Source organism: Neobacillus drentensis (assembly GCF_036965425.1).
In the GTDB taxonomy this organism is placed as follows: domain Bacteria; phylum Bacillota; class Bacilli; order Bacillales; family Cytobacillaceae; genus Neobacillus; species Neobacillus drentensis_F.
This window is the reverse complement of sequence record NZ_JBALPP010000121.1, coordinates 13,848-36,361: the sequence shown is the minus strand read 5'-3', so window position 1 is coordinate 36,361 and position 22,514 is coordinate 13,848. Positions and strand designations below refer to the sequence as shown.

General features: G+C 40.0%; 24 protein-coding genes. 1 reads left to right on the top strand and 23 read right to left on the bottom strand.

The features are described 5' to 3' along the window. From V7161_RS25160 to V7161_RS25130, 7 genes are all read right to left on the bottom strand, one after another. On the bottom strand, positions 1-714 hold a 714-nt coding region (locus V7161_RS25160; RefSeq protein ID WP_335715546.1), incomplete at its 3' end, for a LysR family transcriptional regulator. 201 nt (positions 715-915) lie between these two features. Beyond that, the gene (locus V7161_RS25155; RefSeq protein ID WP_335715548.1) at positions 916-1,395 is read right to left on the bottom strand and encodes an anthrax toxin lethal factor-related metalloendopeptidase; all 480 of its coding nucleotides are present in this window, start codon (positions 1,393-1,395) and stop codon (positions 916-918) included. 8 nt (positions 1,396-1,403) lie between these two features. After that, complete coding sequence (locus V7161_RS25150) at positions 1,404-1,616, bottom strand: hypothetical protein (RefSeq protein WP_335715545.1); 213 nt, start codon at positions 1,614-1,616, stop codon at positions 1,404-1,406. A 391-nt stretch (positions 1,617-2,007) separates the two neighbouring features. Continuing rightward, positions 2,008-2,586 carry a TerD family protein gene (locus V7161_RS25145; protein ID WP_289985443.1) on the bottom strand — a complete coding sequence of 193 codons (579 nt, stop codon included), beginning with the start codon at positions 2,584-2,586 and terminating at the stop codon, positions 2,008-2,010. A gap of 13 nt (positions 2,587-2,599) precedes the next feature. Further along, positions 2,600-3,214 (bottom strand): TerD family protein, encoded by a 615-nt coding sequence (locus tag V7161_RS25140; protein ID WP_289985442.1) that lies wholly within the window; start codon positions 3,212-3,214, stop codon positions 2,600-2,602. Between the two features lie 19 nt (positions 3,215-3,233). Next, positions 3,234-4,337, bottom strand: a complete 1,104-nt coding sequence (locus V7161_RS25135; RefSeq protein ID WP_335715544.1) for a toxic anion resistance protein — start codon at positions 4,335-4,337, stop codon at positions 3,234-3,236. 3 nt (positions 4,338-4,340) lie between these two features. After that, the gene (locus V7161_RS25130; protein ID WP_335715543.1) at positions 4,341-5,981 is read right to left on the bottom strand and encodes a YceG family protein; all 1,641 of its coding nucleotides are present in this window, start codon (positions 5,979-5,981) and stop codon (positions 4,341-4,343) included. A 212-nt stretch (positions 5,982-6,193) separates the two neighbouring features. On the opposite strand from V7161_RS25130, the gene V7161_RS25125 reads away from it, so the two are divergent. Next, a complete protein-coding gene (locus V7161_RS25125; protein ID WP_335715542.1) occupies positions 6,194-6,433 on the top strand; it encodes a hypothetical protein in 240 nt (79 codons plus the stop codon). Here the strand turns inward: V7161_RS25125 and V7161_RS25120 are convergent. The 16 genes from V7161_RS25120 to V7161_RS25045 form a co-directional block, all read right to left on the bottom strand. Beyond that, entirely contained in the window at positions 6,414-7,220 is an 807-nt protein-coding gene (locus V7161_RS25120) for a hypothetical protein (RefSeq protein WP_335715541.1), read from the bottom strand. The two genes, V7161_RS25125 and V7161_RS25120, sit on opposite strands and share 20 nt — an antisense overlap. Then, entirely contained in the window at positions 7,217-8,338 is a 1,122-nt protein-coding gene (locus V7161_RS25115) for a cysteine protease StiP family protein (protein WP_335715540.1), read from the bottom strand. The genes V7161_RS25120 and V7161_RS25115 overlap by 4 nt, the downstream gene beginning before the upstream one ends. 1 nt (position 8,339) lies before the next feature. Further along, entirely contained in the window at positions 8,340-9,686 is a 1,347-nt protein-coding gene (locus V7161_RS25110) for a phosphoribosyltransferase family protein (RefSeq protein ID WP_335715539.1), read from the bottom strand. Beyond that, positions 9,628-10,824, bottom strand: coding sequence for an HpcH/HpaI aldolase/citrate lyase family protein (locus tag V7161_RS25105; protein WP_335715538.1), 1,197 nt, complete (start codon positions 10,822-10,824; stop codon positions 9,628-9,630). Before V7161_RS25105 ends, V7161_RS25110 begins: the two co-directional genes overlap by 59 nt. 78 nt (positions 10,825-10,902) lie before the next feature. After that, positions 10,903-11,682: a TerC family protein gene (locus V7161_RS25100; RefSeq protein ID WP_335715537.1), complete on the bottom strand. Its 780-nt coding sequence runs from the start codon at positions 11,680-11,682 to the stop codon at positions 10,903-10,905. Positions 11,683-11,761: 79 nt separating this feature from the next. After that, positions 11,762-12,343: a TerD family protein gene (locus V7161_RS25095; protein ID WP_335715536.1), complete on the bottom strand. Its 582-nt coding sequence runs from the start codon at positions 12,341-12,343 to the stop codon at positions 11,762-11,764. Positions 12,344-12,448: 105 nt separating this feature from the next. After that, positions 12,449-13,042, bottom strand: coding sequence for a YpjP family protein (locus tag V7161_RS25090; RefSeq protein ID WP_335715535.1), 594 nt, complete (start codon positions 13,040-13,042; stop codon positions 12,449-12,451). Positions 13,043-13,185: 143 nt separating this feature from the next. Beyond that, complete coding sequence (locus V7161_RS25085) at positions 13,186-13,959, bottom strand: class I SAM-dependent methyltransferase (RefSeq protein ID WP_335715534.1); 774 nt, start codon at positions 13,957-13,959, stop codon at positions 13,186-13,188. 245 nt (positions 13,960-14,204) lie between these two features. Next, positions 14,205-14,639 carry a BrxA/BrxB family bacilliredoxin gene (locus V7161_RS25080; RefSeq protein WP_335715533.1) on the bottom strand — a complete coding sequence of 145 codons (435 nt, stop codon included), beginning with the start codon at positions 14,637-14,639 and terminating at the stop codon, positions 14,205-14,207. 72 nt (positions 14,640-14,711) lie between these two features. After that, the gene (locus tag V7161_RS25075) at positions 14,712-15,848 is read right to left on the bottom strand and encodes a conserved virulence factor C family protein (protein WP_335715547.1); all 1,137 of its coding nucleotides are present in this window, start codon (positions 15,846-15,848) and stop codon (positions 14,712-14,714) included. A 27-nt stretch (positions 15,849-15,875) separates the two neighbouring features. Then, complete coding sequence (locus V7161_RS25070; protein WP_335715532.1) at positions 15,876-17,765, bottom strand: ABC-F family ATP-binding cassette domain-containing protein; 1,890 nt, start codon at positions 17,763-17,765, stop codon at positions 15,876-15,878. Further along, positions 17,762-18,403, bottom strand: a complete 642-nt coding sequence (locus V7161_RS25065; RefSeq protein WP_335715531.1) for an HD domain-containing protein — start codon at positions 18,401-18,403, stop codon at positions 17,762-17,764. The genes V7161_RS25070 and V7161_RS25065 overlap by 4 nt, the downstream gene beginning before the upstream one ends. An 86-nt stretch (positions 18,404-18,489) precedes the next feature. Further along, on the bottom strand, positions 18,490-19,338 hold the full coding sequence (locus V7161_RS25060) for a DegV family protein (RefSeq protein ID WP_335715530.1): 849 nt from the start codon (positions 19,336-19,338) through the stop codon (positions 18,490-18,492). Positions 19,339-19,639: 301 nt separating this feature from the next. Next, positions 19,640-20,131, bottom strand: coding sequence for a glutathione peroxidase (locus V7161_RS25055; RefSeq protein WP_335715529.1), 492 nt, complete (start codon positions 20,129-20,131; stop codon positions 19,640-19,642). Positions 20,132-20,134: 3 nt separating this feature from the next. Beyond that, a complete protein-coding gene (locus V7161_RS25050; RefSeq protein ID WP_335715528.1) occupies positions 20,135-20,671 on the bottom strand; it encodes a hypothetical protein in 537 nt (178 codons plus the stop codon). A gap of 14 nt (positions 20,672-20,685) precedes the next feature. After that, on the bottom strand, positions 20,686-22,368 hold the full coding sequence (locus V7161_RS25045; protein WP_420491662.1) for a formate--tetrahydrofolate ligase: 1,683 nt from the start codon (positions 22,366-22,368) through the stop codon (positions 20,686-20,688). Positions 22,369-22,514 lie beyond the last annotated feature (146 nt).

Genomic DNA, 22,514 nt, shown 5'->3' with positions numbered 1-22,514 from the left:
TGAAATATCATGCAATAATAAAACGGCTTCGCTTCCTTTTATTAACTCGAAGAGAAGGCTGCTGCTATTCGATTTTACTAATACTTGATTGGGATCGAACTTTATATGTTTTAATATCATTTTATAATCGGATGTATTATACAAGACTATTTTTGAATCTTTTAAATCACTAAGAGTTACATAATCTTTAGAATAAAATGGTGATTTTTTGCCAACAGCTGCACATATATGCCCATTATGAATATGTTCATAACGAATATTCTTTTCCTTTTTCAACTCATCATCAGATGCAGAGATTAGTGCAAAATCATAATTTTCCTGATTGAAATTCTGGATAATATTTGTTCGTTTTTGCTCTTCTAGTTCAAATGTAACCTCTGGATTTTTCAGATTGAACTTTACTATTGCCTCTTCAAGTAAAAAAGTAAACGTAGGCGCAGTCAGGATTTTTAAATGTGTTTGATTGCTATTTTTATATTCATAAATTTCTCTGTTTAGTTCATTTAGGGTGTTTAGGAATGTCCTTGCTTTGGAAATAACCATTTTCCCTTCAAAGGTAGGAGTCACTCCTTGTTTAGATCGGTTAAAGATTTTAATGCCCAGCTCATTTTCCAGTTGTGTGATCGATTGGCTCATACCAGAAGGAGAAATAAATAATTTTTCAGCTGCTTTTGTAATAGACATTTCGTTTACAATATTTACAATATACNNCAAATTTCAAAAGGATTTCACTATAAATCAAAATCTTTTACAATGATTTTATTTTAAAACATTGAAAATTACAATCTCAGCTGACACCAATCATATAAGTTTGTTGTGGCTATTAAAAGGCTTTTAGCATTAATAATTCTCCTCATTTCCCTGTCCTGTTTTAAGTCCCTTGTCGAATGTAAATTGTCATTCCATTGAGGATAACTAGTTTAAACTTTTAATAAAATGATACGTTTCCGGAGCTTTGATACGCAGTAGCTCTTTCGTCTCTTTATTTAAATAGTACATCGCAAAGCATTCGGCAAAATATTCTTCCAGGTATAGGAAATAGCTGTTTCCAGGAAAAATCAGATTGTGTTCCTTTTCCCAAATATCATGAAATTGGGTGGTTCCGCTTATTTCATTGTAAACATACCGGTCAATGGAATGAGCCATTTCATGCAGTTCGAGGTTGACAGAGCCGTGTCCTTTCCCTTTTTCACTGGAGCCGATTTTTACAAGGACAACTTTGGAGCCACCGATTCCAGGGACGTCATCCCATGTAACGTTGGTTTGATAGCCTCGTGGTGTTTGCCCCGCCAAATTGCTAGCTGTAGGGTTGTCGGTTAGTTTCCCTGTGAAAAGCTTCAGATTAATGCCTTTGTTATTGATTTTTTCTAAAATAGTGGTTGGGAGGGAGCTGATTCTAGAAATTATTGCAGCTGCTTCTTTTTGATCAAAAGACTTTTTTGAAGAACAATGATTTGATTTAATTGGTCTAGTGAATTATTTGAAGTAAGAGATTGATAGAGGATAGAATTTCTCGGATAATCCACAAGTCTAACACCGTCAATTGCCGCCTGGGATGTGGTATTTATTGATAGGAATAAGCACATCAGCATGATTACAATTACCCATTTACGCATGCAAATTCCCCCTATTTGTCTATTATTGTTATTAGTAGAATTATAACATGGTAAATAGTTTGCTAGATTCGGAATTTCATAGGTAAAATTGGAGATTATTGCTATTATAAGTTTTTATGAGGATAGTTCATTTACCGGAACAGCAAAAATTTAGCACGCTTGGGAAATGAGAGTCCATTTCATTTACCGCAACAGCAAAAATTTATCTCACTGGGGCAATGAATGTCCATTTCATTTACCATAACAGCAAAAATTTAGCTCCCTCGGGCAATGAAAGATCTTTTCATTTACCGTAGCCACCAAAAAATAGCTCCCTCGGGCAATGAACGGCCATTCATCATCTACAAAAAAGAAAAAGCCACCATTACGGCAGCTTTCCATATCAATAAAATTAAACCTCTAACCCAAAGTTGCGGCATAGTGCAGCTAGTCCACCAGAGAAGCCGCTGCCGACTGCGTTGAATTTCCATTCGCCATTATGGCGGTAAAGCTCGCAAATGACGACAGCCGTTTCTACTGAGAAGTCCTCGCCAAGGTCGAAACGCAGGATCTCGCGATTCGTTTCTTCATCTACTACGCGGGCAAAGGCATTGCTGACCTGCCCGAAGTTCTGGTTTCTTGCCTCGGCATCATGGATTGTGACCGTAATCGCAATCCGGCTTACATGCGTTGGGACCTTGCTAAAGTCAATCTTGATTTGCTCGTCGTCGCCATCACCTTCACCGGTGCGGTTATCGCCGGTATGTTCAACAGAACCGGAAGTATGAACTAAGTTATTGTAAAAAATAAAATCTAAATCCTGTGTCACCCTGCTGTTTGCATCTGTTAAAAACGCCGAAGCATCTAGATCAAAATCATGGCCGCCATGATAACGGTTCGTATCCCAGCCAAGACCGATAATGACCTTCGTTAACCCTGGATTCGTTTTCGTTAAATCAATTCTTTGCCCTTTAGATAAGTTGATGCCCAAAAGTATCACCTCATTATGAATATGAACGAACTACTTCGCTTAGGCTGGCTGCATTTGTGCCGCTGCCGATTGCAGCAAACTTCCACTCATTGTTGTTGCGATAAATTTCGCCGGTAACAAGACATGTCAGACCGCTATAATTATCAGATAAATTATATTTGATTAACTCTTGGTTGTTGGTTGGATTTACAACTCTGATAAAAGCATTGCGGATCATGCCAAAATGCTGTTTTCTTTTTACACAGTCGTAAATATTTACTACGAAAACCAGCTTTTGAATATGAGAAGGTACTCTGCTTAAGTCGATCATGATTTGCTCGTCATCGCCATCGCCGGCTCCAGTCAAGTTGTCGCCGGAATGCTGAACGCTGCCGTCATTGCTTTTTAAATTGCCAAAATAAATCACATCTTTATTGTTTTGCAACTTGTCATTGGCACCAAGCATGATCACTGATGCGTCACAGTCCACGTTAGCAGAACTGCCGCCGCCTCCAAATAAGGAGCCTAACAGACCGCCGCCGCCAGAGCTTTGCACAGGATCCCATCCCAAACCTACCATGATTTTAGCTAATCCTGGATTCCCTTTTGTTAAATCCACTCTTTGACCTTTTTGTAAATTAATTGCCACATCAATCACCTCATTAAAATTATTGTTGTTTCATTTTCTTGAAATTATCTTGAAGCTGCTCTAAGCGCTTTGTTCCCTCTATACGCATCCGTTTGTTTTCTTCTTCAATCGCCTTTGTTTCCTGCATGCCCTTGATGATGATGTTCCACGATTCTTCAATCGTTTCAATTTTGATGCTCGGGCCGCCGGCAAGCCTTGCGATATCCGTGCTTTGCTGCGAAATGTTTTGTGCGTTTTTCAGGAGCATTTCATTGGTGCGGCGGTCCAGCTCACTCATCGAATCAGCTACAAGCTTTTGCCTTTTTGCCGCTACGGCCTGAATTAAACCATTTTTAAAAATTGGAATCGTTGTCACAAAGGCTGAATTGATTTTTCCAATCAGCTTCGTATTTCCCCTTTGTAATAATCGGATTTGCGGGGCCGTTTGCAATGCTACCATTTTAGCCATTTCTAGATCATAAACACGCTGTTCTAAAAGCTCGATGGCGTTCCGCAGGGAATCGAGCTGCATAGAAGCAAGTTGATCTCCTGCGGCAGCGCGGGCTTCAAGCTGCGGCAGCTGGTTGTTTTTCAGGTCCTCTACCTTGATTTCGCCAGCCACGACGTATTTTTCCAGCGTTAAGTAAAATTGATAGTTTTGTTCATACATTTGCTCGAGCATTGTGGTCGATTCGACCATTTCTTGACGGTATTTTGAAATTTCTACATAGACCTTATCAATTTCAGAACCCATGGTTTGATATTTGCCAAAAATCTTCTCAATCATCTTTTCGCCTTTTTTGAACAGCTTGCCAAAAAGGCCGGGAGATGATTTTTGAAAGTCCTTTGGATCAAAACGGTCCATGATACGACCTAACTGTTTGAGCAGCTCCCCTGAATCCTCCACCTTTGTTGTCCGCATATTGGCGAGGATTTGATCGGAAAAGCGTGAGACTTGCACGGCTGGTTCTTTCCCAAATTCTAATACTTGAATCTGGTCGCGTTCATCAATAGTGCGGGCCAAATTTTGAATTTCAGGCTCTTTGCGAAGAGCCAGCTTAATATCGGATACTTTTGTTTCTGTAAGTACATCTTCATTGCCTGCCGGCGTTAAGCCGCTTGAAGGATTTGGCGATAGATTCACTCATTAATCTCCCCTTAAATTTTTTAAGATTCCTTGAAATAGACCTTTTTTAAAAAGAGATGGCTCTTTATATTCCAAATCAAACACCATGTCTTCTAGCCAGTGTTTATCAAATAAACGGTCATCGAGATAATTTTCGATATCATTGTGCCCGGTGGGATTATACAAAACGATATCAATACCAAATTGATTAAGTAGAAGTAATAAGGCTGCATCAGCTCTTGAAAGCATACCAGTTAATTCATTGTTGAAAATAATTAATTTTGGAACATGCTGAGAATAGTCAAACTTCTCCAATAACTGAATCACGTTTTTCGGGATAAACATTGCCTGTGTAAACAGAAATATTTTAACATCTTCCATGCTTTCCATCGGCAATGGCTTTAAATCAGGTTCATGGCAGATTTCGCGGATTGCATTTGCCATTCCTTTTTGCAGTCCTGTTGGTAAAAAAGAATATGGCCAGTAATGGGATTGCATCATCTTATCCGGACTTATTAAGCCATCCGGGCCCATTGCGTTTCGGTAATGGTAGCGAAAATCGCTATTGCTGGAAATGGCAATAGGCAGCTGACGAACAAGAAGACTGTGATCGAATTGGCTAAGCGATTGCATCCGCTCCCAATATTCTTTTCGATTTTTACTAACACCAAGGACTTTGGCGAAAACGGAAGGGATTTTGACCTGTCCATTTTCGACAGAAAAATCTGGGCGAATCATCGCCAGTTCCTTACTAAGGATAAACAATTCATCATAGGTCGTTTTCAACGTTATGGATGACGGAGTATACTCCCTTAACTGCCAGGGCTTGTAAAGACCCGATCCCTCTTGATTAAGAATCGTTTCAATCTCTTTTGAAGCCCGGTATGCCACGGTAGTTTTCCTGCTCCGCTTTTCTTTTGGAAACGGTTCGGCAGGCAGCTGGTTTGGATATTGATGGGTGAAGACTGGTTCTTGAATCATACTACCCAAAACATCTTTACCTTCTGGATGAAAAATTACAATGTCACAGCCTAGCTTTGCTAAATAAAATAAAAAATATTGATGACTCTTTTTAAAATCGCCGTACCACAAAAACTTTGGCATTTCTTTTTCGGGATTGGCCTTTTCGAGAACAGGCTGTAAATGATTAACCGACCACTTGACCACATCTACGAGAACCCGCCTTAGCTCGTGATTTTTCAATCCGTCTTTCTCCATGCTTGCGTATAATTCCAGCAATGCGATCATGGCTTCTCTCAGCTTTCGATGAATAGCTGGGACCATTGATTTTAGTAAAAGCTGGTCGCCATCCAGAAAAGCGGTTAAGCGATTGATCGAAAGCTTCTGTTCCTGATGAATATTCAACACTTTTTGAATCGCCTGAAAGTGGACATTGTTGATGGATTTATCAAGTGAGTCTTCACTTAACAACTGCAAGCCCCAATCATGCACATTCACATATTCAAAAAGCTGGTTATAGTATTCATCTGTATCAATGGGGACGCCAAGGAATTTCCCTAGGACCTGCCCAATTTGAATCGTTCCATTTTCTAATAAATATTCCGGCCGTTCCGGTAACATTTTTTTTAATAATCCGTGCCAATTTTCAAATGAAAGGGCCCCAATTGGTCGGACGATTAACTGATTGTATGATGGGTGCATTCATGATCCCTTCCTCTGAAAGCGAAAGATTTTTCAAACTTAGCAAATTATGTAAGGTTACTATTTCATCATATCACAGTTATAAAAATGGTTCATTTCTTTATACGAAAGTGTTCGAAAAATGTTTCATTTTTAGAGCAATTTCCACCTTTTTCACCTTTTTCCTTGTCCCTACATATTATTTGAGTACTCAAACTTAAGTAGGTGACAGTATGCGTTTTTTATATAAGCGGCCGAAGATGGAACTAATCGATGAGGAAATCAATGACGTCCTCGAAGTGATGAGTGCAAGCGCTTTTATTTATCTGGATATACTTGTGTTCAGTTTAATCTTTACGCTTCTTCTTGTTCCTGTACTTCATTCGATTGGACTGTCTATAATATTTTTTATTGCTTGCTTTAGTCTGTTTTCTTCCCTCTATTATTTTGTTTTCACTCGGATATTAAAGTAAAACAGAGCTTTAAAAACTGTTGGAGAATTTCTTCCCCCGCCAATGCACCAGATTTTCCGGTTAAAGTAAATCCGGTTTTCTTGGACACGCAGGCTAATTCACCATGATTAGGGACAAATCGATATTGGCAGATATCTAAAAAGTCCAAATCTAAAAGCGAGTCACCAGCGCCGGCAATCGCCTTCATTCCTTCCCGCTGACAAATATATTCAAGAGCGGCTCCTTTTCGAATGGCCATTGGCATAAAGTAAAGCTTCTTCCCTTGCAAGGAAATTCTCCAGCCATATTTTGCGACCAAGTCATTTAATTCACTTTTGGCAAAGGAATCGGGGAAACCATTTAATATGTAATAGAAAAATAGATTTTCCACTTTCTTTAATTGCCCACCAAAATGGTACCCCTCACGCTGGACAACCGCAAACAATTCTTCTAGAGAAGCCGAATCCATTGCTAACGTTTGAAATATATGATTTGACCATTCCTCTAATTGTTCCCCTTGATATAAAATAGTGGCACCATTTGTGGTAATTGCATATTTTAGCGGGATATCTTCGGTAAAAATCGTAAATCGATTAAATTGTTCTGTCGTTCTTGTGGTCACTGGGATAAATAAACTATGACGGGAAAGCTCTTTTAACGTGTAAAAAGAGCTTTCCGTCATATAGGCAACCCACCTGCCATCTTTTTTTTCAACGGGTTTAAGACGCGTCCCTTCGGGAATCCCAAGCTCATCAAGCGCTCTATTTGAATATACAAGTGTCCGGTCAAGATCAGAGGCAAAAATCATCTGTTTTTCTCCTTCACTGATTTGATTAGACCGCAGCACAAATAGTTCAAACCAGGGTATTCGACTACTTCGACACCCTTTTCTTTTGCCAGCATGAGAATATGCTGGACGAAAGGGCTGGATGAATCACGCATCAATATTTTCCATGGCACCCTTCTAAGCAATACCCTGGTCGTTTCGCCAACGCCTGGTTTAATATAATGGGTGCTTTCAATCGCAAATTCAGCCTGGATTTTCTTTACATCCTTCATCCCTAAAAAAACTGCATCTATATTTTCCTGTCCCTTTTTCAATGAGAGTTCATGCGCTTCCTCAGAAATACTCGTAAATTCATCATCTATTAACCTAATAAATTCATTTGATACGTCTTCTGCTTGAAGCTCCTTGTAAAATTTTGCTCCATGGAAATCTTCTGGACCAATATATTGATCATTTAAAACTGTTCGGCTTACAAGTCCTGATACCGTTGAATTTAAACAAGCGCTCGGAATTAAAAAATCCTCTCTTGTTCCAAAAAGCTTGGTGCAATAACCTGGGTCGGCCATAACCGCAAGCGTATCATCAAGGGCAATTCCATATTTTTGCTCAAAATCCTGACAGGCCTTTGTCAGTTCGATTGAAATCGCGCCTTTTCCGGTCCAGCCATCCACAAATTGAATGATTCCATCCGGATGTTCGTTAAGGATATAGTGAATGGCATTTTCGTCAATTCCGCGGTCTCGAATAATCGATATGCTATAATGCTTTAGGGACACATTGTAACGCCTTTTTAAATACCGCTTAATGAGGATTCCGACAGGAGTTCCTGCACGTGCCAGAGAAACGAGTACCGTTCTTTCCCCCTTTAATTCATAGATTTGTTCTGCCACAATGCCAATACACAACGCTACTTTCCGCTTATACTCATGTAGGGTTTTCCAAAATAAATCAACATATTCTTTTGGCGGCTGGTACTCGATTGGCAACGATTCACTATAATGACCGCCTGATTGCATCCTTACTTCCCGGTTTTTGGTCGTATCCTCCAGCTTAATGGCACTTAAATCCTTTAATAAGAAAAGAACATCATCTTCATGATAACTTCCAATAATCGCTGGCTGTTTGATCGTTTTTTGCATTTTATTCACCTCTTGCATTAGAAAAAAAGACAAGCTTCACAGACGCTATTTGTAATGGTGCTAATCCGTCCAAGAACGGCTGAAGATTCTTTATTTCTATTTCTCTTTCAAAAAATATAAATAATTCATCATAAAATCCTGGCGGGATATTATAGACAAAATGGGTTACATCCCAATCTTCAGGATTAGGAAAGGTGAGACCAAATCTTGCTCCATACCCTTCTTGATTTTCGATATAAATAGGGCTTCTGGTAGTAGATTGATAGGAGATGCCCTTCCCCATTGCCGCTGCTAATTTCATGGGCAGATACATGAATTCTCCTGTTCCAAGACAAAGCGTGGTTTGACCTGACCGTTTTTCTTTTAAAAACTTTACTGCTTTTGCTATTTTTTGTTGATTCGAAAGGTGTTCGGCATTGGTTAACCCGAATCGTCCCGTATCATTTATATATGGTACATTTTTTCTATCATGAAATGGGCCTGGTGTAAAATATTGGGCTAATCGCACCTTCTCAATCGACATCTCGATTTGATTCTCCGGATTAAATTCATGGGATTGTTCTTCCAACCCCCTCAACTGCTGGACCTGTACGGTTCCGGATAAAAGACTAACCACCTTAACCTTTATACCCAGCTCTTTCTCAAGCCGAAAAAATTCCGCTTTATTCTCGTCTGAACGCCAATCCAAAATCGACACAACTGTATATTCCTTACGTGGAAATTGTTCGTGAATCGAGCGAATAATATTGACAGCCGTCTTTCCGGTTGTCATTTCATCATCAACAAGAATGATTTCCCTATTATTTTGAAGGAGTTCCGGCGGAACATAACAGCGGTGGGAAGTTGCATGCGAGTGCTCTTCTTCAAAGGTAAACCCAGGTGTTTGATTTACTAGTTCTTCTCTCGTCGTATGAAAATAATCGGCATTTTGAAAGCAAGCAAAAAACGCGTGTCCTAGGGCAGTCGCCGTTTCCGCAAACCCTATCACAATCGGATTAATATGTGGCGGAATAAAGGGATCCTCCATGAACTCTCCACCCTGTCGAAAGGAGAATAAAAGACGTTCCTTCTCCCGGCATTCCAAACCTTTTATGGATTCTAAAAATCTAACCGCTAGAAGGGCGGCTGTGGTTAACCCCTTATTGGCATCAATAGGCAAATGTTTTCCAAGCACTTTACTTACAAACAAAAACGAGCGTTTTTTATTTATCCTTGCTGCCATCGTAAAAAGATTGTCAATAGGTATTTGATATGGATTTTCTGTGACTTCAATTTCCGCATTAATCGAGTCAAGGACGTGAAACGTATACTTCTTTTTTGATAAGGTCAATGTTTGTGAATTCTTCATGTAACACCCCGTAAAGCTGTGATTTTAATAGGATTTTCTTGGCCCAATAAAAATGAGGTTTAATCTCGTTCATTTTATTAGCAAACTCGCTTTTCATGACCCCAATTTCACCTGTTGCCGCTTTTACAATATTACTCGCATCAATATACTCCTCGTAGGAAACCACATTTAGTGCTTGAACAATCTTGATATGAGAGGGATGAATAATTGTTTTTCCCGTTAAGCCGTTGGCGATATCCATAATCGTTTCCCTAATCAGTCCATCCAAATGATTGTCTATTAATTTAGCTCTCCATTTAAGCCCTTCATCCCCATAGCGTTCACGAAATGGGGTTTGTCTGAGCTGCGGCTTCAGCATTCTATTTTTAGCCGAAAAATATTCCCAAACAGGGCCAGAAACAACATAAGGATTGTCAAATCGTTGAAAAACATTAATAATATCAGTTATGCAATCTCTTAATACCGCAATATCGTAAACTGTCGTATCAGCACTTCGGCGGATCCCATATAATCCACAAAAATCAGTCGCTCCAATCCGAATATTTAGAACATTTTCCTTATAGCGGTCAACCTGCTGTTTTATCGATAATAATTCTTCCATCCTTGTTTCTTTTTGAATAACCTTTGCTGTTTCAAGTATGGGCATTGCGTAAAATGGATGCTCCACAGAATGATGCCGCTGCACCTCACTTAATAATTCTTCACCATTCTCTGCATTAAATTTTGGGAGTACAACTCCTGTTAACAGTCGAATAGCATCGCCCAGCTGTTCCGTTACACGTTTGAGCTGCTCAAGATTTCGAATCCGAAAAAACATAAGCGGCAAATCTTCAAAGTTTAAAAAACCTTTATGAAACTCTCCGAATAAATGTAACAGCTCCCTAATCAGTAGTTTTTCCGCCCGAAGAACTTCCTTATCCCCTACCGCATCCTCAAGGTCAATCACAAGTGAAGTTAACCCGTCGTGCTTCTTTGAGAGAATTTCCTGATGAATATTTGGCCGCGTTGCAGGCATATAGAGGGTGGCACCCAATCCATAGGATAACAGCTCAAGCTCTGAATATTTACTAAAGCTTTGCGGCTTTAAATAAAAATACTGTTCCATTTCATTTTCATAAAAATATGTAAAAAATCTCATTTTTTAAATACCTCTCTTTAAAGGTAAAAAATAAGGGAGACGGACTCTCGTCAGCTCCCTAATATTAAAGCAACTATGTTATGAATTACGTTCTTTGCTGCCTTCTTTATTCTTATTCATGAAGTGTACAATAAATGTCGCTCCAAAAGTTAACAGTAAGATGATAAAGAAGTAAAGTGACTCAATATGGATATCAAAGACACCCAGGAACATCTTAACCGAAATAATGAGAATTAAGATATAAGCGGATGTTTCTAGCTCAGGTACTTTATCAATTAAGGTTAAGAATACACCGGCCACACCTCGCATCATTAACACACCAAGCATACCGCCGACTAATAATACCCACACTTCGTTACTCACTCCAAATGCGGCAAGGACGCTGTCAACGGAGAAGGCAATATCCATTAATTCAACGGAGGCTACTGTTCCCCAGAAGGTACCAAACATGCGAATCAATAACCCTTTTTGGTTAATTCCTTCTGCCTCCTCTTCACCTTCATTTTCTCCACCCTTTTGTTTATCAATAAAATACTTAATTGATAACCATGCAAGGTATGCGGCGCCAAGGACCTTCACCCACCATAGCTCAATGAGGTAAACCCCGATTCCAATTGCGATAAAACGGAAAACATAAGCCCCAATTAAACCATAAAATAATGCCTTTTTCCGCTTTTCAGGCGGCAAATGCTTAACCATGACGGCTAAAACAAGGGCGTTATCCGCTGATAGTAACCCTTCTAATATAATAAGTGTACCAATAAGTCCCCAACTGACTGGATCGGTTAATACCTTTCCCCACATATCTAAATCAAAAAATTGAGCATATGTGTCAATAATCCCCTGCAAAACTGACATTAAAGAAATTCCTCCTAGTGTGTGTACAAAATTTTGTAAAAAGACCCAGCCGAGCGCCGGGTCTCTTAATTTTTAAATTTTAGCCAACCTGTAATCCAAAGTCTGTTGCAAGTGCTGCTAAACCGCCTTGATAGCCGCTGCCAATGGCACTGAATTTCCACTCACCATTGTGGCGGTATAATTCACCTACCACGATAGCAGTTTCAATGGAGAAATCTTCCCCTAAATCATAACGGATAAGTTCTTCCCCTGTAGCCTCATTAAAAATGCGGGCGTATGAATTAGAAACCTGACCAAAGTTTTGGTTGCGGCTGGCCGCATCATGAATGGTAATCGTAAAAGCGATACGCTGAACGTTTGATGGAATAGCTGTTAAATTGATGGTAACTTGCTCATCGTCCCCATCACCTGCACCTGTGCGGTTATCTCCTGTATGTACAACAGCACCATTTGCCCCTTGTGGGTTATTGTAGAAAACGAAGTCAGTTTCGTTCGTTACTTTTCCATTTTCGCCGAGCAAAAATACAGATGAGTCCAAGTCAAAATCATTTCCGCCATCGTATTTATTCGTGTCCCATCCAAGTCCAACCACAACATTTGTTAGTCCTGGATTTGTTTTTGTTAAATCAACCTTTTGCCCTTTTGATAAACTTACTGCCATTTTTCATTCCTCCATTTTAGGTAATAGTCTATTTACGAGTCTGTCTTAAAAAAGTTTCATTTATAATATAAATTTTTTTTTGACTATTTAGCAAATGTTCTCGAGTTAACTCATCCATTTTGGCGGAGTATTTTTATCCCAATAAATGGATCCTAATTCATAATGATTTTGAAACTCATCATGGTGGGTATGATAATGGAAATTAAACCAGTAACCTGCCTGCGGCGGATTATCTCTTCGAACATGGAATCGTAGAATATCTTTTCCATCAATAGCATTTTTTATATTAAATATTTTTTCCGAATGTCCCGTTCCTGGGTGCTCAGTGATTGTAAGATTTTTTAAATCCTCTTCAGGAAATTGGTCAGCGGTTTGATTCAGGGCGATTTCAATATTAGGTAAAATAATTTCACGAAATTCATCTTCGATTACGGGTTTAATTTTGCTGCCAAACTTTTGATACGATTGTAATTCTGCCTGCTTCAATAAATTTTGCATAAATTCTTCTCTATCAAACTCAGATTCTCCTAAATAGGCGGTTGTTTGCGAGAAACTGTTTGTTGCTGCTGGTGACTCGAAGACATCACGCTCGCTCAAGTTGTTTGCATTTACGGCATTCATCAGCTGTGTCGGTGTGACGAGACCGAAAGTTAAAATAGATACCGTGACAAAAAGTGATTTACGAAGCCATTTTTTCATATTCCTTCACCTAAATTCTATTGAGAATTGAATTTTGTTGATTTAAATGTGCCTATAGAAACTATTATACTTCCATTTTCACAAAAATGGAAAAGAACAGATTGTTAATAATAGAAAAACTGAGACCTGTTTTTGTCTCAGTTTTATTTTTCAATATAACCAAAATGAAATTTGGCATTTTGTCTGCGAAACACTTGAAAGCCGTATCTTTCGAAACGGCTGCTTCTAAAATGGTCTTTAAGGACTACGCGAAATTTGGCCACCCGTAAAGCTTCTTCCATCGTTTCTTCATCCAAATCGTTATAAATGGCAAAATGGGTTAGCCCCTTAATTCCTACTGACCCTATAATACTTTCTTCAAACATAGGGTCAAAATATACACAGTCCACAGAGTCATCACTTAGGCCCTTTAAATAGTCAAGTGAAGCTGCTTGAATGACATTGATTCTTTCCATTGCCTCATTCATTTGAGGAATCCCGGTATCCCAGGTGTTAAGACCCTCTTTTACAATATAGGCCAAGTATTTTTGCCCTTCAATTCCCGTAACAGAACCTTCATTACCAACAAGAAAACTTGCGACAATCGAATCGGAGGCTAGTCCTAATGTGCAATCCAAGACGGTCATTCCCTTTGATAGCTTTGCTGCCTCGACAAATGGATCATGCTCTCCACGCATTAAACGTTTGATCCGAAACATAGCTGAATTAGGATGGAAGAAAAAAGGTTCATGTTCCCCTTTTTGAAATAATTCAAGCCGTTCTTTTCCAACAACCAGGCAATCGCTATCCCATTTTTCTTGTAAAAGCTGGACAGACTGTTTATTTCTCGGACGATAGGGAACATCAAGTATCGCGGCAATGTCCATTGCCTTTTCATTTAATTGGTGTGTTGTTCTTCCTGAAGTAGTAACAAACATTTCTTACCTCGTATTGTTTAATTTCTGGCTGTGTTAATAGGGCCTGTTGATTTCCACTCCAGTCGCTTCGCTTTCCGCGGACGGTTCGGGGAGCCTCCTCGGCGCTTATGCGCCTGCGGGGTCTCCCCTGTACCGTACTCCCGCAGGAGTCTCGCGCCTTCCGTTCCAATCAACAGGGCTCAAAAATCAACAATTACCTTTACACAGCCTAATTTATAAAAAAAGGATGTCAATTGACATCCACATTAGCAGTTTGCTTCAAAAGCAGACTTTAAATTTTCCATTATGACTTCAAGCGGCATGCCTTCGATATCATGACGCGGAATAAAGTGGACGACCTTATTGTCCTTTAACAGGGCCATTGATGGTGAGGAAGGCTCGATCCCTTCGAAATATTCGCGCATTTTTGCAGTTGCGTCCTTATCTTGTCCGGCAAAGACAGTCACTAAATGTTCAGGCTTTTTGTCACTATTTAATACAGCTTGAGTTGCTGCCGGACGTGCTAAGCCTGCCGCACATCCACAGACAGAATTGACAACCACTAGTGAAGTGCCTTTAACATTTTCCATGAAATTTTCTACTTCTTCTCCTGTAGAAAGCTCCTGAAAACCTGCCTGTGTTAACTCTTGACGCATCGGTAAAACCATCTGTCTCATATATTCTTCATATGCCATTGACATAATAATCCCTCCATTTATAAGCTTTCCAGTGTTAGAATACTATATTTTCTCTTCCTAATGCAATTTTGAAAATCAGTTTTCAGATTTTCTTGCTTCGGTCATTTGCTTCCAGACAGACCCTCTGGCTTCTTCCCCGCCTTCGATTCGTTCAATCGCCATTTTGATTTGCATGCTGACTTCAAATTCTGGGTCATTTTCAGCCGCCTTTAAAGCTGGCACGGCCCTTTCATCCCCTTCTTCATATAAAAACATCGCCGCCCGCCATCGGACTAATTTGCTTGGGTCTTTAAGAGCCGCCATCATTTCATCGGCTGCTTCTGGGAATCCCAAGTCCGATAAACAATCTCCCGCTGTCCTACGAACCGTGACTGTCTTATCCTTCAGGGCTTTAAATAAAAGCGGCAATACGGCACGGTCTTTTATCATTCCGAGATAGACAGTGGCTAGTCTGCGAATGGATGGCTTCTCATCCGCTAATGCCTTTTCTAGGACCGGTAAATCCTCAAGCACCGGATCATCCATTTGCTCTAGCATCTGATAGCGTACCTGCCAGTCGGAATTAGCCAGCGATTCAAGTGAAACCTTTTTCCGTGTAAGGATTGGTTTTACTTTTGTAATAGAATCTTTTTGCTGAGCACTTTCAACTAGAGCTTCTAATCGCTCTTGAGGATAGGCGGCAATTAGTTCTTCCACAACGTCCTGGCCTATTTGGTCAAAGTCTCCGTATCGGACACCCTGGTCAGCCCATTTTCTTAATAAAATATAGTTTTCGTCAGGGAGCTGCGCTTTTTCTCTTGCCTTTAAAAAGTATTCTGGCATTCCGAAGCGTTTTTCGGTCGAGCCATCGGTTAACTTCACTTGGAGCGGAATATCCTTAAACATTTGAACTTCGACTTTTATTTCACCGAAATGCTCATTTATTTGATTTTCTGTCTGAGTGGATTCGGCTGCAGTTTCTCCAAACGACTGACGCACCTGAGGGAGCAATACCTTCCAGTCAAATTTGGCATTCCTTTCAACTGCCAGGAAATCAGCAACGTGATACACACCCTTGATTCCTTCGATTTGAAGGATTGCCTGAATGACAGGAGGAGCCTCTGCAGATGTTTCTTTTTTATAATTATGGCTTTTCCCCATTGGCAGTTCTTGATCTAAAATAATTTTCATTGTATTCGGACTTGGCGTTGGTTCAATCGCCTTTATTTTCAACACAATCACCTTATTCCTAAAATTTCGTTATTCATTTTCCGCAAGTTCAGCTAGATATGACCATCTTTCAATTAAATATTCGAGTTTTTCGTTCAATTCTGCTTCCTGTTTCATTAAATCCTGGGCTTTGGTGAAATCGCTGCCCGACTTCCCTAATTCCTCTGAAACTTCTTCAAGCTTGGCCTCGGTTTTAGCGATGACATCATCGATTTCTTCCCACTCTTTTTTCTCTTTAAAGGACATTCTTTTCTTTTTTTCCTTTTCAGGAGCTTTAGGAGCTGGTGCCGAAACTTTCACAGTTTTCACTGCTTCTAGGGCAGTTTCTTTCTCTAGATATTCCGTGTAATTTCCATAAAAGGAATCTATGATTCCTTCACCGCGTAAAACAAGCAGCTGCTCTGCCACTTTATCGAGGAAATAACGGTCATGGGAAACGGTAATCACCACACCAGGGAATTCTTCGAGATAGTCTTCAAGGACGGTCAAGGTTTGTGTATCTAAATCATTGGTCGGCTCGTCTAGTAAGAGAACGTTCGGTGCAGTCATTAAAAGTTTCAACAGGTAAAGACGACGTTTTTCCCCACCGGACAACTTACGTATCGGTGTTCCATGGGTAAATGGCGGAAATAAGAATCGTTCAAGCATTTGGGCGGCGGAGATGGTCTTGCCATCCGATGTTTCTACAATCTCGGCCGTTTCCTTAATATACTCAATCATCCGTTTATTTTCATCCATGTCTTCGCTTTCCTGAGTATAATAAGCGATCTTCACGGTCTGCCCCATGATGAATTCACCTTCATCAAGCGGAATTCTCAGGGCGAGAATATTCAAAAGAGTTGATTTTCCCGCTCCGTTCCTGCCAATGATTCCAATTCGATCGCCAGGCTTCACTAATAAATCAAAATGATTTAAGATTGTTTTTTCTGCATACCGCTTGGACCCATCCTTCAGCTCAAAAACCTGTTTGCCAAGTCTGCTGCCATTTAACGAAATATCAAGCTTTTCACTGGATGGCTTTCCTGACGCAACCTTTTCATCTAGTTCTTCAAACCGTTGAATACGCGCCTTTTGCTTCGTTGTTCTAGCTTTGGCGCCGCGCCGGATCCACTCAAGCTCCCGCCGGAAAAGATTTTTTCTTTTTTCAAAGGTCGCTGCTTCATTTTCTTCGCGAATTGCTTTAGCTTCTAAAAAAGCCGCATAATTCCCTTTGTAGCTATATAAATTGCCGCCGTCTAATTCAAACATCCGATTGGCAACCCGGTCTAAAAAATAGCGATCATGTGTAACCAGCAAAATGGAACCCGTGTATCTGCTTAAATAATCCTCCAACCATTTAACGGAATCAAAATCTAAATGGTTAGTGGGCTCATCAAGGATAAGTAAATCAGGTTCAGCAATCAAAACCTGTGCTAAGGCGACACGTTTTTTCTGACCGCCAGAAAGCTCACCAATTTTCTTTGTAAAATCCTCGATTCCCAATTTCATTAATATCGACTTAGCATTCGTACTCGCATCCCAAGCATTTAACGCATCCATTTGCTTTTGCAATTGAAATAATTGTTCTTGAACCTTTGCATCAGCTGGAAATTGCTCCAGATCCATTAGTGTTTTTTCGTATTCCCGCATTAACTTTAAGATGGGCGCTTCCCCATGGAAGACTTGTTCTAGCACAGACTTGTCCGCATCCAACTCGGGCTGCTGGTCTAAATAAGCAATGGAATAATCCTTTGCGGTGATAATTTTACCTTCGTCAGCAACGTCCACACCTGCAATAATTTTTAATAAAGAGGATTTACCTGTTCCGTTTATCCCGATTAATCCTACTCGTTCCTTTTCACTAATCGTGAAGGATATATCGTTAAAGAGCAGTTTCTCCCCATAGGTTTTTGACACATTTTCAACTGTTAGCATTTTCATGAGCCTTGCCCATCCCATTCTTGGTAAAATTGTTCTAAAAATAAGACCATCATTTGATGACGGCTTGCAGCCATATTTTTGGCAGCTTCTGTATTTAATAGGTCTCTTAATTTCAATAGTTTTTCGTAGAAATGATGGATGCTTGTCGATTTTCCTTTTCGATATTCTTCCAAACTCATTTCTTTTCTTACGGTAATACTTGGATCGTAAATTGGCTGCCCCTTTTTCCCTCCATAGGCAAACGCTCTGGCAATTCCAATTGCCCCAATGGCATCCAATCGATCAGCATCCTGTACAATCTTTGCTTCTATTGATTCTAGGGTGGTTTTTCTTCCGCCTTTATATGAAATCGATTCGATAATATTTACGATATGATTTTTGTCTGAGTCCGTTAATGAGACAGACTCTAAAAAGGTTTCAAGTTTTTGCTGCCCTTTTTCCGCACTTTCATTTAATTTTTCATCTGGAATATCATGGAGAAGCGCTGCCATTTCGATGATAAACGGATCTCCAGCTTTTTCTTCCTTGCAAATATGTAATGCGTTTCGACGGACACGATCCACATGGAACCAATCATGGCCTGTTGCATCTTCACCTAATTCATGTAGAACAAATTCTTCGGTTTGTTTTATGATCATATAAAGCACCTACCTTCACCCTTGCTATTTTATCATGAATAAACCATAAAAAATAACCCCGAATGCTCGAGGTTATTAATCCAATCTTATTTAAAACCATTATGCCAGCTGATTCCCAGGGTATTTTCACCTGCATGGACGCCGATGACTGCACCTAATGGGCAACAAATTACGTTTAAGTCAGGAAATTGCTTACCAATTTCAGCTTTCCATTCCTCCGCTTGTTCTTCATGAAGACCAAAGAGAATATACACCTCTTTAAATTGTTGCTTCTCATACGCTATCCTAAAGTAGTCAAGGATTTTTTCCTTTGCTTTTTTCTCGCTTCGGACCTTTTCCTTTACATTCAGGGCACCATCTTCAATCGATATGATTGGCTTTACGTTTAACAAACTTCCCAGGAAAAATTGGACACCTGTCATTCTGCCGCCACGATGAAGCTGTTCTAGGCTGCCAACTAAAACATACGTTTCATTCGTATCCCTAATCCGACTCATTTCCTCAATGACATCTTCAAGTCCAATGCCCTCTTCAAGCAGATTCATCCCTTTTTTGAGTAAAGCTGACATAGGATAGGTAAGAATTTTCGAATCAAAGGTTGTTACCGGTATATTTACAAGTTTTGCTGCCTGCTCACTTGAGGATACTGTACCACTTAGTTTGCCTGATAGATGGATGCTGATGATTTGATCATAATCTTTTTCAAGCTGTTCATACAAAGCCTGGAATGCACCAATTGATGGCTGTGAGGTGGTGGGAGGATTTTTTAAATGTTTCAATCTTTCAAATAACTGTGTTGGAGTCAAATCAATACCATCTGCATACACCTCTCCATCCAATATAATCGATAATGGAATGGAGTACACATCTGGATGATTTATTAATTCACTATCTAAATAGGCTGTGCTATCGGTTACCCATGCTGTTTTGACCAAGACCATCTCCCCCTATATTTAGTATGTGGTCATAATACTAAGTTAAAACCATCGTACCTTTATTTTTGAATATTGTAAATATTTAATATTACGCAGTGTTAAAATAGTCAGTTGATTTCCGCTCCAGGCACTTCGCTTTCCGCGGGCGGTTCGCGGAGCCTCCTCGGCGCTAAAGCGCCTGCGGGGTCTCCCCTGTCCCGTACTCCCGCAGGAGTCTCGCGCCTTCCGATCCAATCAACTGAGTTAAAAAATCAATATTGACCTTTAGCACAGCCTAATAATAAAAAATAAAACCGGTTGATTAGACCGGTTTTACTGAAAGTAATGTCTCTATATCTTTTGCGATTTCGCTTGGTTTTGTCTGAGGAGCAAAACGCTTTATGGCTTTTCCATTTGAATCCACTAAAAATTTGGTGAAGTTCCACTTAATTGTATTAATGCCTAACAAACCAGGAGTTTGCTCCCTGACGTATCTAAACAATGGATGGGTATATACCCCGTTAACATCCACCTTCGCGAACATCGGGAACGTTACACCATAATTTAATTCGCAAAAGGATTTAATCTCTTCCTCACTGCCAGGGTCTTGATTCATAAATTGATTGCAAGGAAACCCAAGGATTTCTAACCCTTTATCCTTATAGGTTTCATATAGACTTTGCAGCTCCTTAAATTGAGGGGTGAAACCACATTTGCTTGCCGTGTTTACAATCAGTACTACTTTCCCTTCAAATTGCTTGAGCGAAATTTCTTGTCCATCAATCGTTTTAGCGCTAAACTGATAAATTGTCATCCTTTACCCCCTATTTTTTGGCGCCACAAATGCCTGCAGCTTTTCCAGTGTGGCGACCATAAAATCAGCCATTTCAATCAAATCATCCATTTGCTCTTCACCAATTATTCTTTCAAAATCAAGCGTAATAGTATTTTTGATTTTTCTAGGTTTGTCTAAAGGATTATATTCTACAGATTGAGTAATTTTCCTCTTTTCGCCCCAAATGTCTAAAAATATTGTTTCAATCGTTTGAAAATCAGCTGAAGTATCCAAAAGTTCGAGAAAAAATTGTAATTTAACATAGCTTCCGGCAAGCTTTTCTGGCTGGGAGTTGGGCAAAAGCTCCGCTGCCAGGTTAACAAGCTTTGATTCCATTTCAATTTTGGCAGTTACAGTACCTGCTGGCAATTGAAAGGATAGGTCAAACGAACGCGACATTTTCGCCATGTTAATGATATCATTTCGGTCTGCAATAATGATTTCACCGCTTAGGTCAAAATCATAGAGTGCACCTTCAATAACTACTTTCATATTATCAAAGGCAGTCGGATCAAACATCTTATTTCTCTCCTTTAGAAAAGGCCTAATGCATTCCCGTTTTCATTCACGTCCATATTCAAGGCTGCTGGCTTTTTGGGCAGTCCCGGCATTGTCATTACTTCCCCTGTTAAAGCAACGATAAATCCAGCGCCAATTGATGGTTTAAACTCCCGGACCGTTACGGTAAAATCCATTGGTCTCCCTAATTTGGAAGGATCGTCAGATAAGGAATATTGTGATTTTGCCATACAGACAGCCAAATTGGACCAGCCGAATTTTTCGAAATCCAGCAATTGTTTTTTCGCTTTTGGGGAGAATTCAACATCCTTTCCTCCATATACCTGCTGGACGATTGCTCTTACCTTTTTATCGATGGAATCAGAGAGGTCATACAAGGAGTGGAACTTATTTTCCTCCCTTTCAATGACGGTTAAAACTTTTTCAGCAAGCTCAATACCGCCTTCCCCGCCCTTTTCCCAAACCTCTGTCAAGGCAACCGGAACGTTTTCGCGTTTACACCACTCTAACAACGTCTCGACCTCTTGGTCGGTATCGGTGATAAATTTGTTGATTGCCACCACAATTGGCAGTCCAAAGCTTTTAATGGTTTCAATGTGTTTCTGTAGGTTAGCAAATCCAAGTGTTAGGGCAGGAATGTTTTCTTTTGATAATTCCGTTTTCGCAACACCGCCATGCATTTTCAAGGCCCGGATTGTCGCAACAATAACAACCGCTTCCGGTTTTATGTTAGCACTTCTAGATTTTATATGTAAAAATTTTTCAGCTCCTAAGTCAGCACCAAAGCCAGCTTCGGTAATGACATAATCGGCAAGTTTGGCAGCAGCCGTCGTTGCAATCACACTATTGCAGCCATGGGCAATATTGGCGAATGGCCCGCCGTGAATCAGGGCAGGAGTATGTTCAATGGTTTGGACAAGGTTTGGTTTTACCGCATCCTTTAATAACAAGGTTAAAGCTCCCTCAACACCTAAATCCCCCACCGTTACAGGTTCCTTCTTGTAGTTATAGGCAACAACCATTCGGGATAAGCGTAATTTTAAATCCTTTAAATCAGTGGCTAAACAAAGTACTGCCATAATTTCCGAGGCAACCGTAATATCAAAGCCATCTTCTCTTGGAACACCCTGCAGAGGACCGCCAAGGCCGATTATCACTTTTCTTAATGCTCGGTCGTTCAAATCCAAAGCCCGTTTCCAAACAATTCTACGCTGATCGATCCCCAGTTCATTTCCTTGTTGGAGATGGTTATCTATAAGAGCCGCAAGGGCATTATTTGCCGTCGTTATCGCATGTAGGTCCCCTGTAAAATGCAAATTAATATCTTCCATCGGAAGAACCTGAGAATATCCGCCGCCAGTAGCCCCGCCTTTTATTCCCATTGTTGGCCCTAATGAAGGCTCGCGCATCGCAATCATTGATTTCTTGCCGATCCGATTGAAGGCATCTCCCAATCCAACAGTTACGGTTGATTTGCCTTCTCCCGCCGGCGTAGGATTAATCGAAGTCACAAGAATTATTTTTCCACTTTCTTTGGTCTTAATTTTGGCTAAAGCTACATTCGAAATTTTCGCCTTATATTTTCCAAAAAGCTCTAGATCATCTTCTTCTAAACCAATTTTTTTGGCAATCTCGATAATTGGCTGCATTTTTGATTCTTGGGCAATTTCAATGTCTGACTTAACTGTTGTTTTCATTACCACCCTAATCCCCCACATTCAGCATTTAGAATATAACTACGACTACATTGTATCAAAAATGTGCTTTCAAACCGAATGTTAATTATGAACAAATTATTATCTTTTCTGAATTTATAATATATGTTTATAATAAGAATAATGAA

Excerpts from the sequence above, each read along its gene's own strand:
- V7161_RS25115 (WP_335715540.1), bottom strand. The coding sequence starts at position 8,338 with ATGCAAAAAACGATCAAACAGCCAGCGATTATTGGAAGTTATCATGAA.
- V7161_RS25110 (WP_335715539.1), bottom strand. The coding sequence starts at position 9,686 with ATGAAGAATTCACAAACATTGACCTTATCAAAAAAGAAGTATACGTTT.
- V7161_RS25085 (WP_335715534.1), bottom strand. The coding sequence starts at position 13,959 with ATGTTTGTTACTACTTCAGGAAGAACAACACACCAATTAAATGAAAAG.
- V7161_RS25120 (WP_335715541.1), bottom strand. The coding sequence starts at position 7,220 with ATGATTTTTGCCTCTGATCTTGACCGGACACTTGTATATTCAAATAGA.
- V7161_RS25055 (WP_335715529.1), bottom strand. The coding sequence starts at position 20,131 with ATGACAATTTATCAGTTTAGCGCTAAAACGATTGATGGACAAGAAATT.
- V7161_RS25065 (WP_335715531.1), bottom strand. The coding sequence starts at position 18,403 with ATGATCATAAAACAAACCGAAGAATTTGTTCTACATGAATTAGGTGAA.
- V7161_RS25050 (WP_335715528.1), bottom strand. The coding sequence starts at position 20,671 with ATGTTTGATCCGACTGCCTTTGATAATATGAAAGTAGTTATTGAAGGT.
- V7161_RS25095 (WP_335715536.1), bottom strand. The coding sequence starts at position 12,343 with ATGGCAGTAAGTTTATCAAAAGGGCAAAAGGTTGATTTAACAAAAACA.
- V7161_RS25045 (WP_420491662.1), bottom strand. The coding sequence starts at position 22,368 with ATGAAAACAACAGTTAAGTCAGACATTGAAATTGCCCAAGAATCAAAA.
- V7161_RS25150 (WP_335715545.1), bottom strand. The coding sequence starts at position 1,616 with ATGCGTAAATGGGTAATTGTAATCATGCTGATGTGCTTATTCCTATCA.
- V7161_RS25105 (WP_335715538.1), bottom strand. The coding sequence starts at position 10,824 with ATGAGATTTTTTACATATTTTTATGAAAATGAAATGGAACAGTATTTT.
- V7161_RS25125 (WP_335715542.1), top strand. The coding sequence starts at position 6,194 with ATGCGTTTTTTATATAAGCGGCCGAAGATGGAACTAATCGATGAGGAA.
- V7161_RS25070 (WP_335715532.1), bottom strand. The coding sequence starts at position 17,765 with ATGAAAATGCTAACAGTTGAAAATGTGTCAAAAACCTATGGGGAGAAA.
- V7161_RS25090 (WP_335715535.1), bottom strand. The coding sequence starts at position 13,042 with ATGAAAAAATGGCTTCGTAAATCACTTTTTGTCACGGTATCTATTTTA.
- V7161_RS25100 (WP_335715537.1), bottom strand. The coding sequence starts at position 11,682 with ATGTCAGTTTTGCAGGGGATTATTGACACATATGCTCAATTTTTTGAT.
- V7161_RS25080 (WP_335715533.1), bottom strand. The coding sequence starts at position 14,639 with ATGTCAATGGCATATGAAGAATATATGAGACAGATGGTTTTACCGATG.
- V7161_RS25130 (WP_335715543.1), bottom strand. The coding sequence starts at position 5,981 with ATGCACCCATCATACAATCAGTTAATCGTCCGACCAATTGGGGCCCTT.